The organism is Paeniglutamicibacter sulfureus, assembly GCF_039535115.1.
GTDB classification, from domain to species: Bacteria; Actinomycetota; Actinomycetes; order Actinomycetales; family Micrococcaceae; genus Paeniglutamicibacter; species Paeniglutamicibacter sulfureus.
This window is the reverse complement of sequence record NZ_BAAAWO010000001.1, coordinates 96,477-121,676: the sequence shown is the minus strand read 5'-3', so window position 1 is coordinate 121,676 and position 25,200 is coordinate 96,477. Positions and strand designations below refer to the sequence as shown.

The following is a 25,200-nucleotide window of genomic DNA, read 5'->3' as shown; positions in this document are numbered from 1 at the left end:
TGTTCAAAAGAACGCCTCCGTGGATATCGAGTTTGCGTTTCGCTCCATTGCGCAACGCTTGTGTTACAACACTATCCCGCCGGGTTACGGACGTCACATCGAGGGGGTAAATCTGCGCAGAAGCGGCGTTTTGGCCCTAATTCGACGCCCGGCCAGGCCTGCGATCGCCACGCGGAGTCCGGAATGCGGGGCAATTTCTGCTAGGGCGCTGCCTGCCAGCAGGGCGGCGTCGACCGCCGCGGCGTCGTGCGGCAGGTAGGCCGCGACGGGGATCTCGGGTCCGAAGCGCTCCCATGTCTCGGCAAGAGCCTGGCGCGGCGAGGCGCCAACATTGGCCGCGGAGACCTTGTTGAAGACCACTTTCACCTCCAGCTCCCCCAGCACCTCGTGCAATTCCTCCAGCGCCCGGATCAGTCTGGGCACACCGATGCTGTCGGCCGCGCCGACGGCGTAGATTTCATCGGCAACGCGCAGCATCGCCGCGGTGACGCCATTGCGTTGCGGGGCAGCGGTGTCGAAGGACAGTTCCTCGTCGAGTTCCAGCGGAGCCGCGACGTCGACGACGATCGTGTCGCAGCCTTCCTGCAGGGCAAGCACCGCCCGGCGCAGCGCGGTCGGGCGCAGCTCGGGCCACCGGCTGGCCCGCGGCAGCCCGGTAGCGACACGCATACGGGCACCGGCAATCACCACTGGCGCACAGATTCGCTCCAGCTTCGTCGCATCGAACCTGCCTGAATCCACGGTGCGGCAAATCTGGGCTATGCCCGCCGCCTCGTCGAGCAGGCCCAGCTGCACCGCCTGGGACGCTCCGTAGGTGTCGGCGTCCAGCAGCACCACGTCCTCGTCGCCCAAGGCACATTCAACCGCGTAGTTCAACGCCACCAGGGAGCGACCAGTAGACCCTACCGGACCCCAGAAGACCACGACGCGGGCACGCTTCCCCGTCGTCCCCTTCGCCGGTTCGCCGGCGTGGGCAGGGTCGGGTCCGCGCTCGCGGTGGCCAAGCTCGGCACGGGCGCGGGTGACCAGGATGCCCAGTTCGGCCGCCAGCGTTCCGGTCGGCGACACGTAGGCACCGGCGGCACCCAACCGCTGGCCCTGCGCAACGTCGTCGCAGAGCACCACCACCGGAACGCCGCGCTCGATCATGGAATCGATGTCCTGCGTATCCACCTCTTCCGCCGGACCGGCCAGGATGACCGCGTCGGCGAGCCCGGTTTCGCAAAGCGCGATCACTTCTGCTATTTCCGCACAACTGCGGGCCACCGTGAGGACGCCGCGGTGGCTTTCCAGCTTGTCCACCACGACACCGTCGTCCCCGTGCACCACCACGGAAATGTTCATGAGGCACTGGCTCCGGGATTGAAGACCACTGTGATGCGGGCATCGTTGGCCATGGCCTCGAGCAGGTCGGCCAACCCGGTGTCCACCACAAGGATCTCGACCAAGGTCCCGGCGGTGCCGCCGAATCCGGTGGCGCGTTCGGTGCGTGCCGTCACTTCCGCGGCGGGCAGCAGCAGGGTGGGTGGCGAATAGGCGTTGGCCGAGCGGTCCTTCAGTGACACCCAGACATCGACATGTGCACCGGCGGTGATGGCCGAAGGCAGGGCGTCGGGCAAGTCGATGGAGACCGGGCGGCGGTTGGTGCCGTCGTTCAGCCCGAGCGCGCTGCGCGGAAGCAGCTGCCCGGCACGGATCAGGGAGTTGGCCCGCGTCCCGGACAACATTCCGGGATCCGCCGGCACGTAGCCAGCTTCCAGCGCGTCCAGCTTCACGTTGACCACGTGGAGCTTCTCAGCGGTGATTTCCTCGCCCAGCGAGATGTCTGACTTGGCCGAGTACATGGGCGTGGTGCGGTCCATCGAACTGGTCAACGCAACCACCCCTACGCTGGAAGCCAGCACGATGAGAATGCCGAGCAACAACCGGGGATCCTTCCAGCTCGGTCTGCCCAGCCGGCTCGCCGCCGCGGAAACCTGATCGCGTGCCTTCTCCATGTCCCATTGCACCCTCCGCCGCCCATCTCCCCGCGCGCGGACATCCGTCCGTTGTCCGGTGCGCACGATGGATGGAATGCTCCAACCCCGGGACCACTGGTCCCTTTCCGGTCCTTGTGGGCCACCCTACGCCGCGGCGGCGACCGGTGAACAGCAGGCCGCGTAACAATGTGGATAACTGGCGGCCAGTCGCTCAGCCCTCGCGGCGCACCCTGGCCAGCGCGGCGAATGGAATCACGGTCCTGCCCAACAGCGCGCCGGGCCGGCGAAACTCGTCCCGGGCATGCAGCGCCACCTCGAGGAAGTCCTGACCCACCTGGTCCAGGGTGCCGCTGGCCAGAAGCTGGCCGTCAATCCCGCCGACGCTGACCCGGGCCCGGTCGCGCACCAGCACCCGAAGGGCCTGGGAGAATCTGACCCGCCGCTCCCCGGGCTCGGGCGCGCGTCCCGCCTCGAGTGCGGCCCACCAGGCTACCGCCTGGACGGGGATCAGTTCCTCGCTACCTCCGTGCTGGAGCATCAGCCAGTCCTTGCCGATTCCCGCCAGCCGTCCACCGATGCGTTCGGCCCCCAGCAGCTGCACGTCAATGCGGGTGCCCACGTGCCGGGCCAGCCGCTGCATCAAGGACTGCCGTGCACGCTCGATCCGCACGAATTCCTGGATCTCGCTGTTCTGCTCCCGAGCAGCCTCGGCCCCGAATTCCGCTTCAAGATCTGCAAAGAGCGCTTCCCATCTCATGAGCACACCCTAGATGCTCAAAAGTTTTCCGCCTACCCCCTAGCTTCCTCCATCACGAAGTGTCATCATGCTTCTACAAACAACATCAAATGACATCAAACAACATCTAAGGAGATCGGCATGGTCACCCAAGGCGTCCGCGATACGCTGTCCCTCGCCGGCATTTCCTGCCTGTCACTGGGCATGCTTGGGGCAAGCGCGGGAATCTGGCGCTCCCTGGACGCGCGTTCCTTCACCGGGACGACGCTCGATGCGACGTCGCTGGAACAACTCACCGGATTGGTCCTGGGCCTCCTGGGCGGGCTGGTGCTCGCCTGGCTGTTGGTCTGCCTCGGACTGGCACTTGTGGCCCGTCTGGCATATGCCTGCGGCCACCGGCGCCAAGCAGCGATCCTGGCCGGAGTCGTCCCCGCATTCGTTGCCCGGCTGGCACTTGCGGGCCTGGGTGGATCGCTGGTGCTGGCGACGTGCTCCCTCACAGCCGGACCTGCCGGTGCCGCCACCGCCATTTCCGTTGAAGCCCCTGCACTGCCGCAAATGCAGCCCGAGACTTCCCCCGGGGCATTCCCTGTCCATCAGGTCGTGAAGTTGCCGCCCGAAGCGGTGGTCCCGCCCGGCGAAACTGAGTTGCTCAGCCCGGGATGGATTCCCCACCGGGTCCCGTTACAGATGCAACGGCTCGTCGGGGGCGGCAACACGCGCCCCGTCGCTGAAGTGGTCGTAAGCCCCGGCGACAGCCTCTGGTCCATCGCCGCCCGAAACCTGCCGGAAGGTGCCAGCGCCGAGGAAATATCCGCATCTTGGCCGCGCTGGTACGAGGCCAACCGCCAGCTCATTGGCCCGGACCCCAACAAGCTTTACATCGGCATGGTGCTCCAGGCACCCCAAAGCGCATCACTGCGATCCTGACCTGCAGGTTCGCCACCCGTACCGACAACCTGCCCGCACACCAGGAGCCCCTCATGAGCACCACAGCGATCACATCTTCCACAATAAACGCCGAGCCGCTGCTCTTGCACGAGAACGTGTTTGCAACGCCGGGCAATGCAACGGCACCGGCGATCGAGGTCAGGCGGTTCCCCGAAGCGCTGCGCGCAGGAGCCGGATCCCGTCCCCGGAGGTGCTTCAGCCCCGAGCCGGGCCCCGAGTCACCGCCGCGCGGCGTAACGTCCTCCGAAGATCGCCAAGCGAACTCCGCCGCGGAATTGGGTTGTGAGTCCGAGGAGGATTATCCGGCGCGGACCCCCAACCCTGCGGTAAGGGTGGTGCTCGAACAGCTTTTCCCACCCACCAACGCGCTTTTGGGCCTCGAAGAATCCGTGGCGGCAGTCGTCCACGCGGCGGCACCTGCGGTCCTGGAGGTGCTGGCCGGTGCCCGTCCCGTCCGCCAACTTCACCATGCCCTGAGCCCGACTTGCCTGGACAAGCTGGAGCAGCACATGCGTCTGGGTGCGATTCACCGGCCAGACCCCGCTGACTGCACGTACTCCAATCCGCGGGTCATGCGCATGCGTATCACCCAGGTCCTGCCGCTGGTCTTCGAGGCCGCAGTGATCCTGCGGGACATGCAAAAAGTCCGCGCCACCGCCCTAAGAATAGAGCGGTGGCACGGACGCTGGCAGGTTACCGCCCTCGAAATCGGTTAGCGGCGCTTGCCTTTTTTCTTCTTGTTGCCGCCGGCCGGCTTCGTGGCCTCGGCACCTTGCGTGCGCTCGATGTGCGTGGCCGCCTCGCCGCTCTCCTCCGGCGCCGTGTAGCGCAGGGTGGACGGGCGCGCCGGGGCTTCGAGCCCCGGGGTGCTCAGGACCGGTTCGTTGGTCATGGAACGGGCATCGGTGACACCTGGCAGCGAAACCGCAGGCGCCTGGCGGGTTTCAACCTCGATGTTGAAGAGCATGCCGATGCTTTCCTCGCGGATGGACTCCATCATGGTCTGGAACATCAGGAAGCCTTCGCGCTGGTACTCAACCAACGGATCGCGCTGGGCCATCGCGCGCAGGCCGATGCCCTCCTTGAGATAGTCCATCTCGTAGAGGTGTTCCTGCCACTTGCGGCCAATGACCGAAAGCACCACACGTCGTTCAAGCTCGCGCATGTTTTCCTGGCCCACAGCTTCCTCGCGTGCCGCGTACTGCAGGCGGGCATCGGAGAGGATTTCCCGCTCGAGCAGCGCGGGGGTGATGGCGTCGTGGTGCCCGGCTTCCTCGGCAACCTCGTCGAGGGTGATGGAAATCGGGTAGAGCTGCTTGAGGTTCGCCCAGAGCCGCTTCAGGTCCCAATCCTCGGCATGGCCCTCGCCGGTGGACTCGCTGACCATGGCCTTGACCACGTCTTCGAGGAAGTGCGCAACCTTTTCATGCAGGTCCCCGCCTTCGAGGATGCGCCGGCGATCGCCGTAGATGGCCTCGCGCTGGCGGTTCATCACGTCGTCGTACTTCAGCACGTTCTTGCGCTGCTCGGCGTTGGTGCCTTCCACCTGGGCCTGCGCCGTCTCGATGGCCTTGGAAACGATCTTGGATTCCAGTGCCACGTCGTCGGGCATCGAGGGGTTGTTCATGATCCGCTGGGCAGCGCCGGCATTGAAGCGGCGCATCAACTCATCGGTCATCGACAGGTAGAAACGCGACTCGCCGGGGTCGCCTTGGCGCCCGGAACGGCCGCGCAGCTGGTTGTCGATGCGGCGGGATTCGTGGCGTTCGGTGCCCAGCACATAGAGTCCGCCGGCGTCGGTGACTTCTTGGGCCTCGGCCTGCACCTGTTCCTTGGCACCGGCAAAGACATCGTCCCAGACGCGTTCGTATTCCTCGGAGTTCGTCTCCGGGTCCAGCCCGCGGCGTTCCATTTCCGCGACGGCCAGGAACTCGGCATTGCCGCCAAGCATGATGTCGGTGCCGCGTCCGGCCATGTTGGTGGCGACGGTGACCGCGCCCTTCTTGCCCGCCTGCGCAACGATCGCGGCTTCACGGGCATGTTGCTTGGCGTTCAGGACCTCGTGGCGGATTCCCTGCTTGGCCAACAGCCGCGCCAGGTACTCGCTCTTCTCAACGCTGGTGGTGCCCACGAGCACCGGCTGGCCGGTGGCGTGGCGTTCGGCGATGTCCTGGACGACCGCGTCGAACTTTGCGATCTCGTTCTTGTAGATCAGGTCGGCCTGGTCCTTGCGCAGCAGTTGCTTGTTGGTGGGAATCTCCACCACGCCGAGCTTGTAGGTGCCCATGAATTCCGCGGCCTCGGTCTGGGCCGTACCGGTCATGCCGGCAAGCTTTTCGTAGAGACGGAAGTAGTTCTGCAAGGTCACGGTCGCCATCGTCTGGTTCTCGGCCTTGATCTCCACCCCTTCCTTCGCCTCAATGGCCTGGTGCATGCCCTCGGAGTAGCGGCGTCCTGCAAGCGAACGACCCGTGTGCTCGTCGACGATCATGACCTCGCCGTTGATCACGACGTAGTCCTTGTCGTTCTTGAACAGCTCCTTGGCCTTGATCGCGTTGTTCAGGAACCCGATCAGCGGGGTGTTGGAGGCCTCGTAGAGGTTGTGGATGCCCAGGTAGTCCTCAACCTTTTCGATGCCTGGTTCCAGCACGCCGATGGTGCGCTTCTTCTCATCGACCTCGTAGTCGACGTCGAGGGACAGCCGGGTGACAAGCTTGGCGAATTCGGTGTACCAGCGGTTCACGTCGCCCGAGGCCTGCCCGGAAATGATCAGCGGGGTACGTGCCTCGTCGATGAGGATCGAGTCGACCTCATCGACGATGGCGAAGTTGTGGGTGCGCTGGACGAGCTCGTCGGAGCTCCAGGCCATGTTGTCGCGCAGGTAGTCGAAGCCGAACTCATTGTTCGTGCCGTAGGTGATGTCCGCTTCGTACTGCTTGCGGCGCATCGCCGGGTCCTGGTTGGACAGGATGCAGCCGTTGGTCAACCCCAGGAAGCGGTAGACACGTCCCATGAGATCCGACTGGTATTCGGCCAGGAAGTCGTTGACGGTGACCACGTGGACGCCCTTGCCGCTCAGGGCATTGAGGTAAGCCGGCGCCGTGGCGACAAGGGTCTTGCCCTCACCGGTCTTCATTTCGGCAATATTGCCCAGGTGCAAGGCTGCTCCGCCCATGAGCTGGACGTCGAAGTGGCGCATGCCCAGGGTTCGGTCGGCGGCCTCACGGACCGCGGCAAACGCCTCGGGCAACAGGTGGTCGAGGGACTCGCCGTCGGCGATGCGCGCCCTGAATTTGTCGGTTTCACCACGCAGCTCCGCATCGGACAGGGCACGGAATTCGCTATCAAGCACGTTGATGGCGTCAGCGTACCCGCGCAACGTCTTCAGCGTTTTCTTGTCGCCGGTACGCAGGATACGTTCAAGCAGTGATGCCACGAGGCAGCTCCCAAATCTCAAGCACAGGAATTCTGGCGTGTTCAGTCTACGTGAGGGAATGCTTTCACCTGTGGCTTTTAGCTGGATTCGGGCGAGCTAAGTGAAAACTCCAAGGCTGCTGCCAGATTCCCCCGAGCCGAAACCACCACTTCATCGAGACCCAACCACCGGGCCATGAGCCGCAATTCGGCTGCCAGCTCGGCCGCGGTCTGCATTGGTGCGCCGGCCTCGGCGAAGGCCCCGCGGACCAGGAGCAGTCTGTTAGCCCGGTCCGCCTTCAAGTCGACCCGGGCAACCAGATGCTCTCCCAGCAGGAACGGCAGGACGTAGTATCCGTAGACGCGCTTGGCCTCGGGCGTGTAGATCTCCAGGCGGTAAGTGAACCCGAACAGCTTTTCGATGCGTCGGCGATTGAACACCATCGAGTCAAAAGGTCCCAACAGGGCCCGGCCGGTCGCCGCCCGCGGAACGACGGTGCCGGGCAGCACATAGAATGCGTCCTTCAGCCCTTGGACGCCCACGCGTTCCAGCGCACCGCGCCCCGCCAGGTCTTCAAGCGCCACGGCGCTTTGCCGCAGCGGCAACCGGAAATAGTCGGCCAGGCAGTGCACGCTGCCCACCCCGTGCGCCTTGGCGGAAGCCAGCAGCAGCCGTTCCATCCCGCGTCGGCGTTCCTGCTCCGTCGCGGGGGCACGGGATTCGGGAAACACCCGGTGCAGTGAGGTGTAGCGGCGTTCAAAGGCACCGTTGCGGCCCTCGGTGCTGATCATTCCCTCCGCAAACAACGCCTCAAGGGCACGCTTGACTGCGGACCAGTTCCAGCCCCAGGATTCCTGGTCCTTGACATGTTCATGGCCGAGTTCGGTGGCGACTTCCCGGGCCGTCAGCGCCGGTCCCTGCGCAAGCAACTCCAGGATCCGGTGCGCCAGCACTCGCCCGTCTTCGTCGATGGTCTTCATGCTTCCGGGCCAGGAGCGTTGCTGCCACGGCACGAGGTCGTGGAAATGCTCGCTGCGCACCAGGGAGGCCTCATGCGCCCAGTATTCAACCACCTTCCGCGGGTGTCTCACCGCGAGCCTGTCCAGAAGGTCCGGGGCGTAAGGGCCCAGCCGCGAAAAGATCGGCAGGTACTGTGCGCGGGCCAGGACATTGACCGAGTCGATCTGGATCAGTTCCAGACGCGCAAAGGTCCGGCCCACCGCACCGAGGTTGATCGGTGCGGTGGGCCGGACCCGATGCAGCCCTTGGGCTGCCAATGCGATGCGGCGGGCCTGCGATGCGGAAAGAATCCTGCTCATGAACCCATCGTAGGTCCCGCGATGCTAGGCGTTGGCCGTTGCCGGTTCCGGGTCGCGGTATCGGCGGGTCTCCAGGGTCGCCTCGTCGGTGGCGTCCGGATCCAGGGTGATGGTTCCGTAGGAGTACTGCTGGGTGCCCTTGCCCTTGCGGGCGTACACGACCGAGTGTGCCCCGGTTGCCGCGTCCACGAAGAGGTAGAAGGGATGGCCGATCATTTCCATGCGGTCAACCGCGTCATCGACGCTCATGGTTTCCGCCGGGAAGACCTTGCGCCGGATTTCGATGGGTGGAGCGCCGTTTTGGTCGGCGTCCGCGGCCAGCCGGGCTTCTTCTTCCTGTTGGGCCAGGCGAGTCGATTCGTGCAGCGGAAGCGTGCTGTTGGCCGGTTCCAGGTTGCTGGTGGCCTGGTGGACGGCCGTCGGTGTCTGGCGTCCGTGGTGGATCTTGCGACGATCCCGGGCCTTGCGCAAACGCTCCAGGAGCTTTGCAAACGCGGTGTCAAAGGCGGCGAACTTGTCCGCGGCCTTGGCCTCGGCGCGGATCGCGGGGCCACGGCCCAGAACCGTCAATTCGACGGTCAGAGCAGTGTCCGCGTTGCGGGCGTGTTGCTCCTTGGTGACCTTGATGTCCAAGCGCTGGATCTTCGTTGCAAGCTGATCGACCTTGTCAATCTTCTCGTCCACGTACTCGCGGAAGCGATCCGTAACACTGACATTGCGTCCGTTGATCGTCATCTCCATGGTGTCCTCCATCATTGCTCAGGTGACACATCAGCGACCGAGGAATTCACTCCTTTCGGTCGCTGAAGATGGGTTCTTTTCCCCTTGCGGGGTGCCCATACCTCACCCTATGACAGATGGAAGGATAATCAAGGATGTACGGATTATTACTTCATCGCGTTGAGCGAACACCGCGTTTTTCATCGGGTGCCGGAGTCGCCGCCAGGACTACTGCACCGCACACCTGCAGCCCTGCCTCGGCCAACACGCGTTTCGCCTCGGCAAGCGTTGATCCGGTGGTCAGCACATCGTCCACGAGCAGGACCCGAGCACCCAAGACGGCGAGGCGGGCCGGCAATCCGCCGCCGCCCGCGCACATCGAATTCCGCACTGCGCCCCGGGCGCGTCGCCCCTTGCCCTTCTGCGCCGAGGTGAATTGCCGCGTCGCCCGGTAGCGCACCAGCCCGGCGACCAGCACCCGATCCGGGAGCACCCGCGTTCTTCGCAGCCGGCGCAGCAACAGGCCCACCGGGAAATAACCGCGCCGGTTGCGCGCCTGCAGCCGGGTCGGCACCGGCACCAGCACCACGGGCGCTCCGGGCTCAACGAGCGTGTCTATGGCGGACTTTACGGCACGGGCCAGCGGCGGCACCAGGATTCCGACCAGGCCCGGCATCTGTCGGTTCTTAAAGGCCAGGATGACAGCGGCCAGCTCGTGTTCGTAGGCGCCCGCCGCAACCACCGGCAGCGGCTCGTTGCGGTGATTCAGCGGCAGCGACTCGGCACGATGCTCGACCCTCCGGGGGCGGAGGCAGGCGGTGCGCATCGCCCTGGCGCAGGGGGCGCACAGCACGGCGTCCGGACGTCGGCAGCAGACGCAATCCACCGGAAGCAGCAGGGCCGCGGTGCCTCGCATTGCCGAGCGCACGGCGTACGCGGCACCGTGCGCCCACCAGGCATCGACACGCCCAAGCCAGGTCCGTGCCGCAACGCCGGCGACGGGAAGTGCCCGCTTGCAGATGGCGTCGGGATCAGGTCGCTTCCGGTCCTTCATGCCGTCCAGCATGTCCCCTCATGTTCCATGGCTGGGACACGCAGGCCACGTGCTGTGGACGGTCCCGTCCCCACACAGATCAGCCGGGGTAGGACAAGTCCCGCACCATGTCTTCCATTTCATGCCAGGAGCTGCCCACGCGCGAGTAGATTTCGTCATTCGTCTCGGCGTAGACGGGGCGGCGATCCCCGGGCCCGGCGGACAGGCCGACCATCCCCAGCAGCGGCAGGTACTTGACCCGGGTGCCGGTCAGGCTGATTTCCTCGGCCGTGACCCTTTCGGTGGTGCTGGCGGAGGAAACAATCACCGAGACATCCGAATTCCACACCGCCTGCGTCGCAGGTACGTCCGGGTAGATGTATTTCGGCGGCGCGAAGCCGCGCGGTGCGCCGTCCGCATCCCGCAGGATCCCGGCGATTGCCACGCTGGTCTCGCCGTCCTTGCTGGAGACGATCAACGCGCGCGTGCCGTCGCGCGAGATGCGCAGCGAGGAGACGTTGGCCTCGGTGAGGCCGTCGGCGGTGATCGGGCGTACCTTCCCGTTCACGGTGGTGTCGGCGGGCACCGCCAGCACGCTGGTGGTCGAGGAATTGTCCACGGTCCAGGTCCATCCGTGGGCGTCCATGGAGGGCCGCACCAGGTCTTCGCCCCTAGCGACCACGGAACTGCGGCCTTCCTCGTCGACGACGATGAGGGAGGTGAGGGATCCGTTCAGGAACGCATAGCGGTTCCCCAGCGGGCTCATGGCCGGCAGCCGCGGCTGGTATCCGGCAATGTCGCCGATGCCGCCCACCAACCGCAGGGACCTGCCCTTGAGGTAGTACAGCGCATCGTCGACGACCCCGATCTGCGTGTCGGGAACGGCGGGGTTGACTTCCGCGACCTCGAACTGCGGATCCTTGGATCCGATCTTTATCTCGGATTGCTCATCGCTCATCACCACCGAGCGCACGCTGCCCAGCCCTCCGAGGGTCAGCTCAAGCTGCTGTTGCATCAGCTGCCGCGAAAGCTCGGTGGACTCCAGGAACGTGGCCGAGCCCAGGTCCACCGTGGCCCGCTGTGATTCGATGGGCACCGAGGTACGGACCAGGCTGCTTCCTCCGGGGAAGGCGGAGACCACCGCGTTTCCCAGGTACTCGGAGGGGCCCGCCAGCAGGGCCTCCACCATGGCGGCCGCCACGCCCGTGCGGTTCGGGAACCAGCGCACATCGGGCACGGCGTATTCGAAGGTGACGTCGTAGAAATACAGAGTCTGCGGGGAGAAGACGTGGGCGAAGTTGGCGGTGTCCAGCATGATGCCGTCGGGCAGCTGCGAAATGCGCCACTGCCCGTCAACCTTTTCCAGCGATACGTCAAGCGCCCGGGTGGTGTGCGGCGGCATTTCGGTCATTATGCCCGCCTCGTCGATCTCCGAGACGAGCTCCAGCTGGATGGTGTAGGTGTTGGGGTTGGACCCGGGGATCACCGAAGGGCGGTCATCGTAGACCAGGGTCCGCACCGAGCCCTTCCAGACACCTGACTGCTTCGGGGTCAGGTATTCGCGGGCGACCTTGTAGTCGTCCTGCGACGCGACGCCGGCCTGGATGAAGTCCTCGACGATTTTGCGCGGGCCGTCCCCCTCCGTCGGGCCCGGGGCGGTAAACTGCACGTCCCCGCCCTCCTCGTTGTTGTTCCCGTCCAGGGCGATGGACTGCACCGGCGAGTTGCGCGGGATCTCCGAGCATCCGGTGAGCACCAGCACCACGCCCAGCAGCACGGCCAGGAGCGAAGAGGTCGAGGGGCGTTTCCTAGTCATGCGGGTGGTGCCTTCCTGGGGTGCGCGCGGGGGGTGCCCTGGACATCCGCGTCGCTGCCCGGGGTTTCCTCGGGGATCAGCGGCGGTGCCGGTTTGAAGCCTATGGCGGGGATTTCCCCGGTCAACGGGAAGGAGACGACCATGCCGTCGTCCAGGACCGCGTCCGCCAGCACGATGGGTTCCAGCGGCAGCGGCGAGGCGACGATCTGGTTTCCCAGGATCCGCGGCAGGGTCAGCCGGAAACAGGATCCCACGCCGCGCTCCCCCCAGGTCTCGAGCCTGCCCTCGTGCAGCCGGGTGTCCTCCATCGCGATGGACAGGCCCAACCCCGACCCCCCGGTGGTGCGGGCGCGGGCGGGGTCGGCACGCCAGAACCTGTCAAAGACCCGGCCGGCGGACTCCGGGCTCATGCCGATGCCGCGGTCGCGCACCGTGATGGCCACCGCGTTGGCGTTCCCGCCCACCGTGATGTCGATGGGGTTGCCCTCGCCGTGTTCCACGGCGTTCATCACCAGGTTGCGCACCACGCGCTCGATGCGCCGGGCATCCATTTCCGCCACCGCTCCCCCGGTCGGGGTGCTCAGGCGCAGCACCGAGCCCATGGCGTCGGCGTGCGGGGTGGCGGCGTCGATCACGCGCCGGGCCACGGAGACCAGGTCGGTGGGCTCTGCATCGAGAACCGCAACCCCGGCGTCGAAGCGCGAGACCTCCAACAGGTCGTTGAGCAGGATCTGGAAGCGCTCGACCTGGTTGTAGAGCAGCTCCGCTGAGCGTTTGTTGATGGGGTCGAAGTCCTCGCGCGCGTCGTGAAGCACCTCGGCGGCCATCCGCACCGTCGTCAGCGGGGTGCGCAGCTCGTGGGAGACGTCGGAGACGAAGCGCTGCTGCATCTGCGAGAGCATGGCTAGCTGGTTGATCTGGTCCTGCAGGGACGCGGCCATGTGGTTGAACGAGTTGCCCAGCCGGGCGATCTCGTCCTCCCCGGAGACGACCATGCGTTCCTCCAGCTGCCCGGCGGCAAGCTTCTCGGAGACCTGCGCGGCGGCCGCCACGGGGCGCACCACGGCGCGGGTCACGTACCAGGTGATGCCGCCGACCACCAGCAACAGCAGTCCGCCGATCAAGCCCATGGCCCGGTTGATGAAGTCGAGGGTGTCCTGCACGCTTGAGAGGTCGTAGACCAGGTACAGGCCGTATTCGCGGCCCGGCGGCAGGGTCACCTTGGTACCGAAGATCAGGCCCGGCCCGGCGCTGTCCCCGGCGTTGACCTCGATGGACTGCCAATAGGTCGCGTTGGACTCCTTGACCTGGTCGGCCAACGCCTCCGGGACGATGCGGGAGGTCAGGTTGCCGCTGGCGGTGGGGCCCACGTAGAGGTCGTCGGCACCGGGCAGCGGGACCAGCACGAAGTCGCGCGGCACCAGGGCCGTCTCGCCCTCGAGGATCTTCAGCGTGCTGGTCACCAGAGAGTGCGTGCTGGAGCGGTCGGTGGTGGCCGCGGAGTCGAAGATGGCGCGGACCTGGTTCAACCCGCGCAGGGATTCGGACTCGACCTGGTTGAAGCGCTCCTGGAACAGGCCGGTGGCGATCTGGTTGGACAGGAAAGCCCCGGCGCCCAGCATGGCCACGGCGCTGAGCAGCATCGCGGAGGTGACCGTCCTGAAGAGCAGCGAGCGGGTCCAGCGCGAACGCATGGTGTTGCGCGTGCGCACCAGCGCAGCCAGCGCGCGGCGGATCCAGGATGTCACCCGGGCAGGTTGCGCCGGGGTTGCGGGTGCGGGTCGCACCGGCTCGACGGTGTCCATGGTTCCCGCCACCTCCTGGCTCAGGCCTGTCCCGCCTTGTATCCCACGCCGCGAACGGTCAGCACGACGCCCGGGTTTTCGGGGTCGAGCTCGACCTTCGAGCGCAGGCGCTGCACATGCACGTTGACCAGGCGGGTGTCCGCGGCGTGGCGGTAGCCCCATACCTGTTCAAGCAGCTGCTCGCGGGTGAACACCTGCCACGGCTTGCGGGCCAGGGCGACCAGCAGGTCGAACTCCAGCGGTGTCAGGCCGATGGGATCCCCCGCGCGGGTGACGCGGTGTCCGGCGACGTCGATGCTCAGGTCGCCGATCTTCAGGGTCTCGGGGGCATGTTGTTCGCCGGGGCGCAGCCGTGCGCGCACGCGGGCGACGAGTTCGGCCGGCTTGAAGGGCTTGGGGACGTAGTCGTCGGCACCGGATTCCAGGCCGCGGACCACGTCGGCCGTGTCCGACTTGGCGGTCAGCATCACGATGGGCACGTCGTCCTCGGCGCGGATCAGCTTGCAGACCTCGATGCCGTCCAACCCGGGAAGCATCAGGTCAAGCAGCACCAGATCGGGCTTGACCTCGCGGAAAACACCCAATGCCTTGGCACCGTCGTAGCAGAACACGGCCTCGAAACCGTCGTTCTGCAACACGATGCCGATCATTTCGGCCAGCGCCTCGTCGTCGTCGACAACCAGGATGCGTGCCTTCATAATCTGCCCTTCCGTAGCCTTGCGCTGGACGCCGCGAAAAGCATGCGCCCGGATACCTCAAGACTACATGAGCATGCCGGGCAAATCGGCGCGGAAACGGCAATCCACCTCACCATTCACCCTCCCGGACCCGGCGCTAGACTGGAGCAAACCCAAGGGTCCGGCGCCTGGTTCCGAATCCTTGCACCACATGCGGGAACGCGATGAGAGCGGGAAGCGATGAATACAGACGGCGATTCACCGGTGCCCGGTCCCGGCGACCCCGCGGGCTCCGAGGGCGGCTGGGGCCAGCCCCCTCCCGGATGGAACGAGCCGGCGGGCGATGGCGGGCCGGCTGGCCGGGACCAACGGCCTGCCCGGCAGCCGCATGGTCCGGCCGGACCCTCCGGCCAGTGGCCGGCACCCAGGCCAGGTGTGGTGGAATTGCGGCCCCTGGGCTTCGCCGACCTGCTGGATGCCACCTTCGCGGTGGTCCGCCGCGCCCCGCTGGCCACCGTGGCCAATGCAGTGCTCGCCCAGCTGTTGCCCGCGCTGGTCGCGTTGTTGCTGGTGCAGCGGCTCGATGTCCCGCTGGCCGTCCTCGAGCGCACCCTGGACCCGGATACTGCCGGCTCCGTGTCCTGGGCCGAGGCCTTTCCGCACCCCTGGCCGGTCTACGCGGGCACCGCGGTTGCCGTGCTGACGCTGCAATTGCTGGCCAATGTGCTGGTCGTGGGACCGGCCGCCGTCGCGGGAATGCGCGCGGTGCTGGGGATGCCCACCGGATGGGGGCAGGGGCTGGCCCTGGCACGCGGCGGGATGCTGCGCATCGCCGGGTGGCATGTGCTGCTCGGTGCCGCGGCCATGGTCGTCGTCGCGGTTCCGGTGGCGGTTGCGCTGCTGCTGGCCCGCTCGGTTGGCCTTGCGGTGGCGGCGCTCGGACTGCTGGGCATGCTCCTGGTGCTGGCGCCGTTGGCCCTCTGGATCGCCATCCGGATCTGCCTGGTGCCCACGCTGCTGGTGACCCGGCCGCCGGGGATCCGTCGGGCCGTGCGGTCCTCGTGGTCGCTGACCCACGGGTCTTGGTGGCGGATCATGGGGATCCTGCTGGTGGTGGCGGTGGTGCTCGGCATCCTTGGCGGAGTGCTCTCGCAGCTTGCGGCCGTGGTCGGCGGCCAGCTATTTGGCTCCGCTGCCACGACCGATGCGGTGCTGTCCATGGCCATCGTTGTCAATGCCCTGGTCGGGGCGGTGGGCATGGTGCTGACCCAGCTCATGCTCACCATGCTGCAGGTGGACCTGCGGATCCGCCGCGAACGCCTGGACTTGGTGCTGGCGGCCGAGGCGCAGGATCCCCGGAACCATCCCATTCCCGGCTACGGCGCCCGGGGCGCGGCTGAACCCCGAGGCTAGGCGTCGACGCGGACCTGGTTCAGCGCTTCCGCATAGCCGGCCAGGTGCCCCAGCACGGCGGTGGCCCCGGACGGGGAGAGATCGGCCAGTCCCGCGGTGGGGCTCAGCACCAGTGCGCCCAAGGCCGAGTCCGGCAGGCCGAGCTGACGCCAAGGGCGCCGGATCGCGTTGACGGCATCCACGACGCCGGGCGGTTGGGACCCCGGCTCCAGGCACCCCAGCCAGAGCCTGCTACCGGATTCCACAGCTGCCGCCAGCAGCTCCCAACCCGGGACGGTGAGCGATGCCGCGTTGGCACCCAGCCCGTCGGCGCCGGACTCCAGCGCTGTGGTGGCCAGCGTCGTCCAGGTGCCGGGCTCGGCATCGGCGCCGATGACCACGGCGGCGGCTCCCGCCTGGTGCAGCCCGTCGGTGAGTTCACTCCACCAGCCGCGGATCTCGCTGGCCGGAACCGAGCGCAGCGTGCGGTAGCCGCTGGCGGTGGGCAGCGTCCCGTTGAGCACCGCGCCGGCGTCGGGCTCATCGATGTACACCGTGACCTGTTGCGCGCCGGTGGTGCGGGACAGGATCTGCAGGTGGCGGACCGCTCCCAGCGCCAGGGACTGGGCCAGGTCGCGGCGCGCCCCGTGGTCGGACACGGCACGTTCGCCGTGTCGCAGGTACAGGTTCGCGGCCAACGTGGCGGGGCCGGGGAACTGGATCTTCAGCTCGGTGCCGGGTTTTTCCTCGGCGCCGATGGCATCCGACAGAACGTTCAGGTCAGTTCGCAGCGCCGAGGCGGCGCGCCTGGCGTCAATCCCGGGGGCATCGGCCAGGCGCCAGCCGTAGGGCTGCAGGTCCACCGCGAGGTCCTCGAGCAATTGCGCGCCGCGGCCGATGTTGTCAGAGCCGACGCCGCGGGCAGGGAGCTGCTGCAGGTGCGGCAGGTTCGGTTCCCCGATCTCGCCGCGGACCATCAGCACCGCTTCCAGCGGGTCGGTTCCGGGCATGGGTCCGTGCGCGCTGGCCTGCACCTGGCGTTCTGCCGGTTCGGTGGAAAGTTCCTCGTGCATGGGGTCCATCGGGGGCATCGGCTAGTTTCCGGACTCGGCGTGTGTGGCGGAAATGTTGTTGTGGTGCCTGATGACCTCGGAAATGATGAAGTTCATGAACTTCTCGGCGAATTCCGGGTCCAGGTGCGCCTCGTGGGCAAGGCTGCGCAGGCGCTCGATCTGTGCTTTTTCCCGTCCCGGGTCACTCGGCGGCAGCGCGTGCACGGCCTTGAGGTGGCCCACGCGCTGGGTGGCTTTAAAGCGTTCGGCCAGCAGGTAGACCAGCGTGGCGTCGAAGTTGTCGATGCTGCTGCGGATCGACAGCAACTCCGCCATGACCTCATCCGGGACGGTGTCGGCCAGGGAGCTGGCAGTGGGGTCGTAGGCGCCGGATTCCGCGTCGTCCGCGGCCTGCGGGTTCTTCTGTTGGCTCATGGTTCAAGTCTAGGGTTGCCTCTTCATTGCGCCCAACCGTGACGCGCGGCCCGGGAGCCAATCAGCCATGGGCTGACAGGGGCGGTGCCCCCGCGCCGCTCCCCACGGCGGCCGATGATTGCCTGGCGGCGACGGACGGAGGGGGGAGCGCGATCCACCTCGGTGGACCGCGCTCCCCCCTCCGGCGCGCCAGACGCGCCGATCCTCAGACGGCGTTGAGGAACGCCTCGCGTCGCACCGCCTGCTCCACGGGGTCCGGCACCGGCAGCGAGGCAATGAGCCTGCGGGTGTAGGGATGCTGCGGGTCGCCCATGACCTGGTTCCCGATGCCTTCCTCCACGAGCTTTCCGCGGTACAGCACCCCCACCCAGGTCGAGAGCATGTCGACCACCGCCAGGTCGTGGGAGATGAACAGGGCCGCGAAGCCCAGCTCGGCCTGCAGCTCCTTGAACAATTCCAGCACCTTGGCCTGCACCGAGACATCCAGCGCACTGGTCGGCTCGTCGGCTACCAGCAGCTTCGGGTCAAGGGCCAGCGCCCGCGCCAGCGAGGCACGCTGGCGCTGTCCGCCGGAGAGTTCGTGCGGGAAGCGTGCGGCGAACGCGGCCGGCAGCTGCACCGCCTCGAGCAGCTCGTCGACCCGCTTGCGGGCGGCCCGGGCATCGAGAGCCTTGTGCACCAGGAGCGGTTCGGCCACGCATTCGCCGATGCTCAGCTGCGGGTTGAAGCTGGCCGCCGGGTCCTGGAACACAAACCCGATGTCCTGGCGCAGCTTCTTGAAGGTGCGCTCCTTGAAGTCGAGCATCTCGTAGCCGAAGACCTTCAGCGAACCGGAACTGACCTTGTTCAGCCCGGCGATGGCCCGGCCGATGGTGGTCTTCCCGGAGCCGGACTCGCCAACCAGCCCGTAGACCTCCCCCGCGCAGATCTGCAGGGAAACGTCGTCAACGGCCGTGAACGAGGGCGTTCCCAGGCGCCCGGGATAGACGATGGAAAGGTTGGTGGCCTGAACCAGCACCTCCTTGTCCTGGCCGGAGCGGGAGGTCATCCCGGCCGATGCCGAGTTCCTGCCCAGGTGCGGCACCGCCGCCAGCAGCGCCTTGGTGTATTCCTCCCGGGGCGCGGCGAAGAGCTCGGCGCTCGGCGCACTCTCGACGATCTTGCCCTGGTACATCACCACCACCCGGTCTGCCAGGTCGGCCACCACCCCCATGTTGTGGGTGATCAGCACGATCCCGGTGTTGAAGTCGTCGCGCACCTCGCGCAGCAGCTCCAGGATCTCGGCCTGCACCGTGACATCCAGCGCCGTGGTCGGTTCGTCCGCGACGATCAGCGCCGGGTTCAGGGCCAGGGCCGCGGCGATGATGACGCGCTGCTTCTGCCCGCCGGAGAACTGGTGCGGGTAGTAGTTGACCCGCTTCTCCGGCTCCGGGATGCCGACCTTGCGCAGCACCTCGATGGCGCGGGCTTTGGCCTCCTTGCGTCCGACCTTGCCGTGGGCGCGGATGCCCTCGGCGATTTGCCAGCCCACGGTGTACACCGGGTTCAGCGCCGTGGAGGGTTCCTGGAACACCATGGAGACCTCGTCCCCGCGCACCGCGCGCAATTCGCGGGCACCCAGGGTGAGCATGTTGTTGCCCTTGAGCACCACGGCCCCTCGGGCCACCGCCGTCTCGGCGAGCAGCCCCAGGATGGTGCGGGCCGTCACCGACTTGCCGGAGCCGGATTCGCCGACCACCGCCACGACCTCGCCGGCCGCGACCTCGAAGCCGACCCCGCGCACAGCCGGGACCTCCCCGGCGTCGGTGGTGAAGGTGACCTCGAGATCCCTGATTTCCAGGACCGTGCCGTCGGCACGGCCAATCACGTCCTTTCGGTGCGCATTCATGCTGTGGCCTTTCCGCCGCGACGCTTTGCTTTTCGGCGCATCCGCAGGCGCGGGTCCGCCAGGTCGTTCATCGATTCGCCCACCAGGGTCAGCCCGAGCACCGTGAGCACGATGGCGGCGCCCGGGAAGACTCCGGTCCACCAGATGCCGCTGGTGGCATCCGAGAGTGCACGGTTCAGGTCAAAGCCCCACTCGGCGGCCTTGGTCGGTTCGATGCCAAAGCCCAGGAAGCCCAGGCCCGCCAGGGTCAGCAGCGCCTCGGAGGCGTTGAGCGTGAAGATCAGCGGCAGCGTGCGGGTGGCGTTGCGGAAGATGTGCTTGGCCATGATGCGCACGTTGGAGGCACCGACGACCTTGGCGGATTCGACGAAGGGCTCTGCCTTCAGCCGCACGGTTTCGGCACGGATGACGCGGAAGTACTGCGGGATGAAGACCACGGTGATGGATATCGCCGCGGCCATGATCCCGCCCCACAGACTCGACTGGCCCCGGGAAATCACAATGGACATCACGATGGCCAGCAGCAGCGAGGGGAAGGCATAGATGGCGTCGGCCAGCACCACCAGCACCCGGTCCAGCCAGCCGCCGATGTACCCGGAGAGCAGTCCCAGGATCACGCCGAGGAAGATGGAGAAGACCACGGCGACCACGATCACCGCGACCGCCGTCTGGGCGCCCCAGAGGGTGCGGGAGAAGACGTCGAACCCGCCCACCGTGGTGCCCCAGAGGAACCTGCCGCCGGGGGCGGCCTGCGTGGGGAAGTTTCCCTCGGCATCGGAGGCCTGGGCGTAGCCGTAGGGCGCCAGCAGCGGGGCGAAGATCGCCGCCAGCAGGAAGAGTGCGGTCAGGACCAGGCCGGCCACGAGCATGCCGCGCTGCAGCCCGGCGCTCATCCGGTAGTGGGAGATGATCGGCAGCCGCGTCCACAGCGGCTTCCTGGCCCCGAGGGCCGTGGGGGTTGTGGTGGCCATGGCTAGAACCTCACTCGGGGGTCGATGAGCGCGGCGATGATGTCCACGATGAAGTTGGTGAGCGCGACGATGACCGCCAGCAGGACCACGATGCCCTGCACGGCCACGAAGTCCCGGGCCGTGAGGTACTCGGCCAGCTGGAAGCCCAGGCCCTTCCACTCGAAGGTGGTCTCGGTGAGCACCGCGCCGCCGAGCAGCAGCGCGATCTGCAGGCCCATGACCGTGATGATCGGGATCAACGCGGGGCGGTAGGCGTGCTTGGTGAGCAGTCGGTATTCGGAGACCCCGCGCGAGCGGCCGGCCTCCACGTAGTCGCGGCCCAGGGTGCCGATGACGTTGGTGCGCACCAGGCGCAGGAACACCCCGGCGGTGAGCAGTCCCAGGGCGACCGCCGGCAGGATCGCGTGCTCGATGACGTCGGATGCCGCGGCCATGTTCCCGGAGCGCAGCGCGTCAAGCAGGAAGATGCCGCTGGGGTTCTGCAGCGATGTCAGGGCAAGTTCGGCGTTGATCCCGGCCCGGCCGGCAATGGGCAGCCAGCCCAGCCAGACGCCGAAGATGAGCTTGAGCAGCAGCCCGGCAAAGAACACCGGGGTGGCGTAGCAAAGGATCGCGAAGACGCGCAGGATCGCGTCGGGCCAGCGGTCGCGCAGTTTGGCCGAGAGCAGGCCGAAGGGAATGCCGATCAGCAGGGCGACGACCAGCGAGTTGAAGGCCAGCTCGGCGGTCGCGGCGCCATAGGTGGCCAGCACCTCGGTCACCGCGCGGTTGTCGGTGAGGGTCCGGCCGAAGTTGCCGGTGAACACCTGTCCGAGGTACTCGAAGTACTGGATGAGGACCGGGCGGTCATAGCCCGCGGCGGCGATGCGCTCGGCCAGCTGGTCGGGGGTCAGGCGACCGCCGAGGGCGGCGGTGATCGGGTCTCCGGTGACGCGCATCAGGAAGAACACGAGTGTCACCAGGATGAAGATGGTGGGGAAAATCAGCAGGAAGCGTGTGACGAGGTAACGTACAAAGCTGCCCCCTGCCTTGGTTGCCGTTGCTGCCGGTGTCGGTGGTGGCGACTCGGCTTCGGCGAGGTCGGTCATGATGGCCATGGATGGTGCGTCCTAGCTAGGTTGGGGCTGTGGGAGGCGGGCCTGACATGGCCCGCCCCGGCTCCCCTCCATCGAAGGGGAACCGGGGCCGGGGTGTCGGCGGAACCCGCCGGGGTGGGTGGCTACTTGGAGATGACACCCATGCGGAACTTGAACGACGGGTCGAGGGTCTTCTCGACTCCCGAGACGTTGGCTCCCGCGACGGCAACCTGGGCACCCTGCAATAGCGGAATGGTGGAAAGGTCGCCGGCGACCTTGGTCTGGATTTCCTCGATCAAGGCGGTGCGCTTGGCAGCATCGGTTTCCACACGCTGTTCGCTGATCAGCGTGTCCACTTCCTTGTTGTCATAGGCGTTTCCCAGGAAGTTGTTCTTGGCGAAGAACGGGCTCAGGTAGTTGTCGGCATCTGAGTAGTCCGGGTACCAACCGAGCTGGTAGGACGGGTAGTCGGTGACGCGCGACTTCTGGTAAGTCACCCATTCGGTGGACTGCAGGTCGACCTTGAACAGGCCGCCCTTTTCCAGCTGGCTCTTGACCAGGGCATACTCATCGCCCGAGCTGGGGCCGTAGTGGTCGGGGTTGTACTGGAGCTTGAGGTCGACCGGTGTAGTGACCCCTGCCGCCTCGAGGACCGCCTTGGCCTTGTCCAGCGACGGCTTCCCGTCTTCCCCGTACATGTCCTTGAGCGGTTCGATGGCCCCGGTGAAGCCCTGCGGCACGAAGGAGTATGCCGGCAGGTAGGTGCCCTTGTAGACACCGGTGGCAATCGCCTCGCGGTCAACCAGGTTGGCCGCCGCCTGGCGAACGGCCAGTGCCTTGGCCGGATCGGCGTCGTCGGTCTTGGCACCGAACGGCATGATGTCGAAGTTGAACACGATGTAGCGCAGCTCGCCGCCCGGGCCGGTGAGGACCTTGACCTTGGAGTCCTTGCCCAGGTCCTCCACGTCGGTGGGCGAAAGTGCGCGCCAGGCGACGTCGATGTTGCCCTGCTGCACGTCGAGCTTCAGGTTGTTGGAGTCCGCGTAGTACTTGATGTTGGCAGCGCTGTTCGCCGGGGCTTCCAGCAGGCCGTTGTAGCCTTCATAGGGTTTGAAGGAAACCAGCGAGTTCTTGGCGTAGCTTTCGATCGTGTACGGACCGGCGAAGGACTTCGCGGCGACAATGTCCTCGTCGGAGGCGACCTTGTCGGCGGGGAAGGCCTCGTCGTCGACGATGGGGCCGACGGGGCTGGTGAGCACCTGCGGGAAGGTCTGGTCGTTACCGCTCTTGAGCGTGAACACGACGGTGGTGGCATCCGGTGCCGCGACGCTGTCCAAGTTGCCAAGCAGCGAAGACGGTCCGTTGGGATCGGCGATCTTCAGCTGGCGGTCAAAGGAGTGCTTGACGTCCTTCGAATCGAGGGCAGTGCCGTTGGCCCACTTCAGGTCGGCTTTGAGCTTCACGGTGTACTCGGTTGGCGTGGTGAACTCGGCCGATTCGGCAATGTCGTTCACCGGGTCCGCCGAGCCGGGCACCGAGTTGAGCAGGAACGGGAAGACCTGGTTCATGACCATGAACGAACCGTTGTCGTACGAGCCTGCCGGGTCGAGCGAGGTGACCTTGTCCGTGGTTCCCACGGTGATTGGGCCGCTGGCAGGGGCGGTTTCGCCGCCGGTGCCGGTGCTGGGTGTTTCGGCCGGACCGGTGCAACCGGTCAGGGCCAGGGCGGAGATGCCGATAACGGCTGCGGCGAGTCGCAGTCCGTTTTTCTTGCGGGCCATGAGCATTCCTTTTCTGTCAGCGAGCATGCGAGGTGATAGAAAACACATGCTTCATACAGCCTAGGTGATCATCGTCACTAAACGCCATCAACTGTCGCCCTCAGTCGTATCGAAATGAAAATGTAACCAGGCGGTCCGCGTTGGTCCCCTGGGCACGTTCATCCGGCCCTGCCGCAACCTTGTCCGTACCCGGGTCCCGGCGAAGTGGCCTAGGGTTAAGCACGATGATGACACGAAGAGACGCTGCGATTGCGTTGGATATCCCCATGGAAATGGCCAAGCGCCACGGCATCCCGCCGCGCCTGAGCGAGGCCGCATTCGCCGAAATGAACGCCAATCCCCCGGCTTGGCTCATCCAGTCGCGCGCCAACCGCACCGGCAAGCGCCCCGTGTGGGTTCACCTGACCTGCGCCGTTTGCGGTTTCGCCGAGACCGAGCGACCCAAGAAGTGGTGGCCGGAATTCGATTTCGTGCACTGCGCCGAGCACGGCCCGGCCCAGCTCCCGCGGCTCGAAGCTGGCAAGACGCGCCTGGAATACCCGGACATCACCCCGCGCATGTACGGAATCGTCGACGAGGCCAAGGCCTAGCCGCACCTTTGGCATTCAAACGTCCCGTCTACCTTCCCGCTTCCCGCGGGGACGGAAGACGGGACGTTTGCGTGTGGGATGCGCCACCCGGAGTGTGAGAACGTGCCGTCGAGTGTGCTCCCCCGAGCCGTGGGAACCGGGAACAAGTGCGCAGGGCCTCTGGCCCAACGGCTGCCGGTCCGAAGGGGCAACCGAAACAATCGGTCGAGACCGGATGGGAACAACGCTGGGTTATTGCTCGCTGTCGATGGCCTTGGCGGCGTTTACCGTTTCCGGAGGTCCCTCGAGCCGCCGGTAGCGGACCAGCATCACACCGCTTTTGAAGGACCTCGGAGGCTCGACCACTTCGAAGCGGGTCGGTGCCGTGCCTGCCGGAAAGAGCCGCTTTCCCTCCCCGATCACCACCGGGCAGACCCACAGGTTCACCCGGTCAACCAGGCCTTCGCGAAACAGGGTCTGCAGGAGGTTCGCGCTTCCCCAGGTGTGGATCTGCCGGTGCCTTTGCCGCAGGTCGCGAACCTCCTGTGCGGCATCGGCGACCTGAGTGCTGGTGGCCCAGGTCAATTCCGGTTTGCCGCGTGATGCAACGTACTTGGGCACGCGGTTGAAGACGCTTCCGATCTCGTCGGTCGCGCTCGGCCAGTAGCCGCGGAAGATGTCGTAGGTTGTCCGGCCCAGCAGCAGCGCGTCGGATGCCTGCACGTCCTCTATCAGCTTGTCGGATGACTCCTGATCCCAGAATGGACGTTCCCATCCGGCGTACTCGAAGTCCCCGTCTTGTTCGTTTGGGCCGCCATTGGCCTGGATCACGCCGTCAAGCGTGATGTTCATATTGACGTGTAGCTCGCCCATGATGCCGTTCCCCTGATCAGTCGCATGGTGTCCACCGGACCTCCCCTGCAGCCAGTGTCCGACCGGGGCCTCGAATCGACAAAAGCCAGGCCCTACTGGTCTTCTTCGGGGGTGCTGCGACTTTTCCATTCACATGGCCCAAGGCCAATGAGTTGCTGCGGACAAATGATCCGCCCTTCAGGGCAGGGTGTGTCTCAGTGTTGGTTCTTGACCTCCTGCACGGACCGCGACAGCAGGCAGAACTCATTTCCCTCGGGATCGCCCAAGACGACCCAGCTGACTTCCGTCCCCTGGCCCACGTCCGTCCGCTTCGCGCCAAGGGCGAGCAGGCGCTCGAGCTCCTCGGCCGTGGACACACCATCCGCCCGCAGGTCGAAATGCAGCCGGTTCTTCACGGTCTTTCCCTCGGGCACCGCAAAAACATCGATGGAAGGCCAGGTTTCGTCTTTTGGCGCGATGCTGATTCCGTCGTTGTCCTCTTCGACAATGTGCCAGTCCAAGACGGCGCACCAGAAATCGGCCACTACCCGTGGCCTGATCGCATCGATGGCAACGGCAGCTATACGACTGGACATGGGATCACAGTAGACCAGGACGTGGGCCATGGACAGGTCCACCAATTCACGATTTCACTTCGGATCAAGAGCGTCCTGCATGCATCACGTGAACGATTCACCCGCGGCATCGCAGGCTCACCACCCCGTTCATGACT

The 25,200-nt window shown here is 66.3% G+C and carries 22 protein-coding genes; 4 read left to right on the top strand and 18 right to left on the bottom strand.

Going from position 1 to position 25,200, the window contains the following annotated elements; translation table 11 throughout:
- Window positions 1-93: 93 nt before the first annotated feature.
- The 3 genes from ABD687_RS00530 to ABD687_RS00520 all read right to left on the bottom strand — a co-directional run bounded on the left by ABD687_RS00530 (window position 94) and on the right by ABD687_RS00520 (window position 2,736).
- Complete coding sequence (locus tag ABD687_RS00530; protein ID WP_310288164.1) at window positions 94-1,344, bottom strand: CpaE/TadZ family protein; 1,251 nt, start codon at window positions 1,342-1,344, stop codon at window positions 94-96.
- A complete protein-coding gene (locus tag ABD687_RS00525; RefSeq protein WP_310288166.1) occupies window positions 1,341-1,997 on the bottom strand; it encodes an SAF domain-containing protein in 657 nt (218 codons plus the stop codon). Before ABD687_RS00525 ends, ABD687_RS00530 begins: the two co-directional genes overlap by 4 nt.
- A gap of 193 nt (window positions 1,998-2,190) precedes the next feature.
- Window positions 2,191-2,736, bottom strand: coding sequence for a hypothetical protein (locus tag ABD687_RS00520; protein WP_310288168.1), 546 nt, complete (start codon window positions 2,734-2,736; stop codon window positions 2,191-2,193).
- A gap of 120 nt (window positions 2,737-2,856) precedes the next feature.
- Here ABD687_RS00520 and ABD687_RS00515 point away from each other — a divergent pair, with 120 nt between their 5' ends.
- Both ABD687_RS00515 and ABD687_RS00510 read left to right on the top strand, forming a co-directional pair.
- Window positions 2,857-3,645, top strand: coding sequence for a LysM peptidoglycan-binding domain-containing protein (locus ABD687_RS00515; protein WP_310288170.1), 789 nt, complete (start codon window positions 2,857-2,859; stop codon window positions 3,643-3,645).
- A gap of 53 nt (window positions 3,646-3,698) precedes the next feature.
- Window positions 3,699-4,382 carry an Rv3235 family protein gene (locus ABD687_RS00510; RefSeq protein WP_310288173.1) on the top strand — a complete coding sequence of 228 codons (684 nt, stop codon included), beginning with the start codon at window positions 3,699-3,701 and terminating at the stop codon, window positions 4,380-4,382.
- Here ABD687_RS00510 and secA read toward each other — a convergent pair.
- From secA to mtrA, 7 genes are all read right to left on the bottom strand, one after another.
- Window positions 4,379-7,102, bottom strand: a complete 2,724-nt coding sequence (gene secA, locus ABD687_RS00505; protein ID WP_310288176.1) for a preprotein translocase subunit SecA — start codon at window positions 7,100-7,102, stop codon at window positions 4,379-4,381. The genes ABD687_RS00510 and secA overlap by 4 nt on opposite strands.
- Window positions 7,103-7,179: 77 nt before the next feature.
- Window positions 7,180-8,400: a winged helix-turn-helix domain-containing protein gene (locus tag ABD687_RS00500; RefSeq protein ID WP_310288179.1), complete on the bottom strand. Its 1,221-nt coding sequence runs from the start codon at window positions 8,398-8,400 to the stop codon at window positions 7,180-7,182.
- A gap of 24 nt (window positions 8,401-8,424) precedes the next feature.
- Window positions 8,425-9,141, bottom strand: a complete 717-nt coding sequence (gene hpf / locus ABD687_RS00495) for a ribosome hibernation-promoting factor, HPF/YfiA family (RefSeq protein ID WP_310288181.1) — start codon at window positions 9,139-9,141, stop codon at window positions 8,425-8,427.
- 151 nt (window positions 9,142-9,292) lie between these two features.
- On the bottom strand, window positions 9,293-10,186 hold the full coding sequence (locus ABD687_RS00490; protein ID WP_310288184.1) for a ComF family protein: 894 nt from the start codon (window positions 10,184-10,186) through the stop codon (window positions 9,293-9,295).
- Window positions 10,187-10,253: 67 nt separating this feature from the next.
- Complete coding sequence (locus ABD687_RS00485; protein WP_310288187.1) at window positions 10,254-11,969, bottom strand: LpqB family beta-propeller domain-containing protein; 1,716 nt, start codon at window positions 11,967-11,969, stop codon at window positions 10,254-10,256.
- On the bottom strand, window positions 11,966-13,774 hold the full coding sequence (gene mtrB / locus ABD687_RS00480) for an MtrAB system histidine kinase MtrB (RefSeq protein ID WP_310288191.1): 1,809 nt from the start codon (window positions 13,772-13,774) through the stop codon (window positions 11,966-11,968). Before mtrB ends, ABD687_RS00485 begins: the two co-directional genes overlap by 4 nt.
- 20 nt (window positions 13,775-13,794) lie before the next feature.
- Entirely contained in the window at window positions 13,795-14,472 is a 678-nt protein-coding gene (gene mtrA, locus ABD687_RS00475) for an MtrAB system response regulator MtrA (protein WP_264270707.1), read from the bottom strand.
- A 219-nt stretch (window positions 14,473-14,691) separates the two neighbouring features.
- Here mtrA and ABD687_RS00470 point away from each other — a divergent pair, with 219 nt between their 5' ends.
- On the top strand, window positions 14,692-15,864 hold the full coding sequence (locus ABD687_RS00470) for a glycerophosphoryl diester phosphodiesterase membrane domain-containing protein (RefSeq protein WP_310288195.1): 1,173 nt from the start codon (window positions 14,692-14,694) through the stop codon (window positions 15,862-15,864).
- Here the strand turns inward: ABD687_RS00470 and ABD687_RS00465 are convergent.
- The 6 genes from ABD687_RS00465 to ABD687_RS00440 form a co-directional block, all read right to left on the bottom strand.
- A complete protein-coding gene (locus ABD687_RS00465) occupies window positions 15,861-16,916 on the bottom strand; it encodes a uroporphyrinogen decarboxylase/cobalamine-independent methonine synthase family protein (protein ID WP_310288197.1) in 1,056 nt (351 codons plus the stop codon). The two genes, ABD687_RS00470 and ABD687_RS00465, sit on opposite strands and share 4 nt — an antisense overlap.
- Before the next feature lie 21 nt (window positions 16,917-16,937).
- On the bottom strand, window positions 16,938-17,330 hold the full coding sequence (locus tag ABD687_RS00460; RefSeq protein WP_310288200.1) for a chorismate mutase: 393 nt from the start codon (window positions 17,328-17,330) through the stop codon (window positions 16,938-16,940).
- Between the two features lie 205 nt (window positions 17,331-17,535).
- Window positions 17,536-19,218, bottom strand: a complete 1,683-nt coding sequence (locus ABD687_RS00455) for an ABC transporter ATP-binding protein (RefSeq protein ID WP_310288203.1) — start codon at window positions 19,216-19,218, stop codon at window positions 17,536-17,538.
- Entirely contained in the window at window positions 19,215-20,189 is a 975-nt protein-coding gene (locus ABD687_RS00450; RefSeq protein ID WP_264270712.1) for an ABC transporter permease, read from the bottom strand. The genes ABD687_RS00455 and ABD687_RS00450 overlap by 4 nt, the downstream gene beginning before the upstream one ends.
- A gap of 2 nt (window positions 20,190-20,191) precedes the next feature.
- Window positions 20,192-21,277, bottom strand: coding sequence for an ABC transporter permease (locus tag ABD687_RS00445; protein ID WP_377700361.1), 1,086 nt, complete (start codon window positions 21,275-21,277; stop codon window positions 20,192-20,194).
- A 131-nt stretch (window positions 21,278-21,408) separates the two neighbouring features.
- Window positions 21,409-23,046: an ABC transporter substrate-binding protein gene (locus ABD687_RS00440; RefSeq protein WP_310288208.1), complete on the bottom strand. Its 1,638-nt coding sequence runs from the start codon at window positions 23,044-23,046 to the stop codon at window positions 21,409-21,411.
- 224 nt (window positions 23,047-23,270) lie between these two features.
- Here ABD687_RS00440 and ABD687_RS00435 point away from each other — a divergent pair, with 224 nt between their 5' ends.
- Window positions 23,271-23,636 carry a hypothetical protein gene (locus tag ABD687_RS00435; RefSeq protein WP_264270715.1) on the top strand — a complete coding sequence of 122 codons (366 nt, stop codon included), beginning with the start codon at window positions 23,271-23,273 and terminating at the stop codon, window positions 23,634-23,636.
- Window positions 23,637-23,867: 231 nt separating this feature from the next.
- Here the strand turns inward: ABD687_RS00435 and ABD687_RS00430 are convergent, their stop codons facing one another.
- A complete protein-coding gene (locus ABD687_RS00430; RefSeq protein ID WP_310288210.1) occupies window positions 23,868-24,488 on the bottom strand; it encodes a dihydrofolate reductase family protein in 621 nt (206 codons plus the stop codon).
- A gap of 194 nt (window positions 24,489-24,682) precedes the next feature.
- The gene (locus tag ABD687_RS00425; RefSeq protein WP_310288213.1) at window positions 24,683-25,093 is read right to left on the bottom strand and encodes a VOC family protein; all 411 of its coding nucleotides are present in this window, start codon (window positions 25,091-25,093) and stop codon (window positions 24,683-24,685) included.
- Window positions 25,094-25,200 lie beyond the last annotated feature (107 nt).

Coding starts and splice junctions, on each gene's coding strand:
- ABD687_RS00530 (WP_310288164.1), bottom strand. CDS start 1,344: ATGAACATTTCCGTGGTGGTGCACGGGGACGACGGTGTCGTGGTGGAC.
- ABD687_RS00525 (WP_310288166.1), bottom strand. CDS start 1,997: ATGGAGAAGGCACGCGATCAGGTTTCCGCGGCGGCGAGCCGGCTGGGC.
- ABD687_RS00520 (WP_310288168.1), bottom strand. CDS start 2,736: ATGAGATGGGAAGCGCTCTTTGCAGATCTTGAAGCGGAATTCGGGGCC.
- ABD687_RS00515 (WP_310288170.1), top strand. CDS start 2,857: ATGGTCACCCAAGGCGTCCGCGATACGCTGTCCCTCGCCGGCATTTCC.
- ABD687_RS00510 (WP_310288173.1), top strand. CDS start 3,699: ATGAGCACCACAGCGATCACATCTTCCACAATAAACGCCGAGCCGCTG.
- ABD687_RS00500 (WP_310288179.1), bottom strand. CDS start 8,400: ATGAGCAGGATTCTTTCCGCATCGCAGGCCCGCCGCATCGCATTGGCA.
- hpf (WP_310288181.1), bottom strand. CDS start 9,141: ATGGAGATGACGATCAACGGACGCAATGTCAGTGTTACGGATCGCTTC.
- ABD687_RS00490 (WP_310288184.1), bottom strand. CDS start 10,186: ATGCTGGACGGCATGAAGGACCGGAAGCGACCTGATCCCGACGCCATC.
- ABD687_RS00485 (WP_310288187.1), bottom strand. CDS start 11,969: ATGACTAGGAAACGCCCCTCGACCTCTTCGCTCCTGGCCGTGCTGCTG.
- mtrB (WP_310288191.1), bottom strand. CDS start 13,774: ATGGACACCGTCGAGCCGGTGCGACCCGCACCCGCAACCCCGGCGCAA.
- mtrA (WP_264270707.1), bottom strand. CDS start 14,472: ATGAAGGCACGCATCCTGGTTGTCGACGACGACGAGGCGCTGGCCGAA.
- ABD687_RS00470 (WP_310288195.1), top strand. CDS start 14,692: ATGAATACAGACGGCGATTCACCGGTGCCCGGTCCCGGCGACCCCGCG.
- ABD687_RS00465 (WP_310288197.1), bottom strand. CDS start 16,916: ATGCACGAGGAACTTTCCACCGAACCGGCAGAACGCCAGGTGCAGGCC.
- ABD687_RS00460 (WP_310288200.1), bottom strand. CDS start 17,330: ATGAGCCAACAGAAGAACCCGCAGGCCGCGGACGACGCGGAATCCGGC.
- ABD687_RS00455 (WP_310288203.1), bottom strand. CDS start 19,218: ATGAATGCGCACCGAAAGGACGTGATTGGCCGTGCCGACGGCACGGTC.
- ABD687_RS00450 (WP_264270712.1), bottom strand. CDS start 20,189: ATGGCCACCACAACCCCCACGGCCCTCGGGGCCAGGAAGCCGCTGTGG.
- ABD687_RS00445 (WP_377700361.1), bottom strand. CDS start 21,277: ATGACCGACCTCGCCGAAGCCGAGTCGCCACCACCGACACCGGCAGCA.
- ABD687_RS00440 (WP_310288208.1), bottom strand. CDS start 23,046: ATGGCCCGCAAGAAAAACGGACTGCGACTCGCCGCAGCCGTTATCGGC.
- ABD687_RS00435 (WP_264270715.1), top strand. CDS start 23,271: ATGATGACACGAAGAGACGCTGCGATTGCGTTGGATATCCCCATGGAA.
- ABD687_RS00430 (WP_310288210.1), bottom strand. CDS start 24,488: ATGGGCGAGCTACACGTCAATATGAACATCACGCTTGACGGCGTGATC.
- ABD687_RS00425 (WP_310288213.1), bottom strand. CDS start 25,093: ATGGCCCACGTCCTGGTCTACTGTGATCCCATGTCCAGTCGTATAGCT.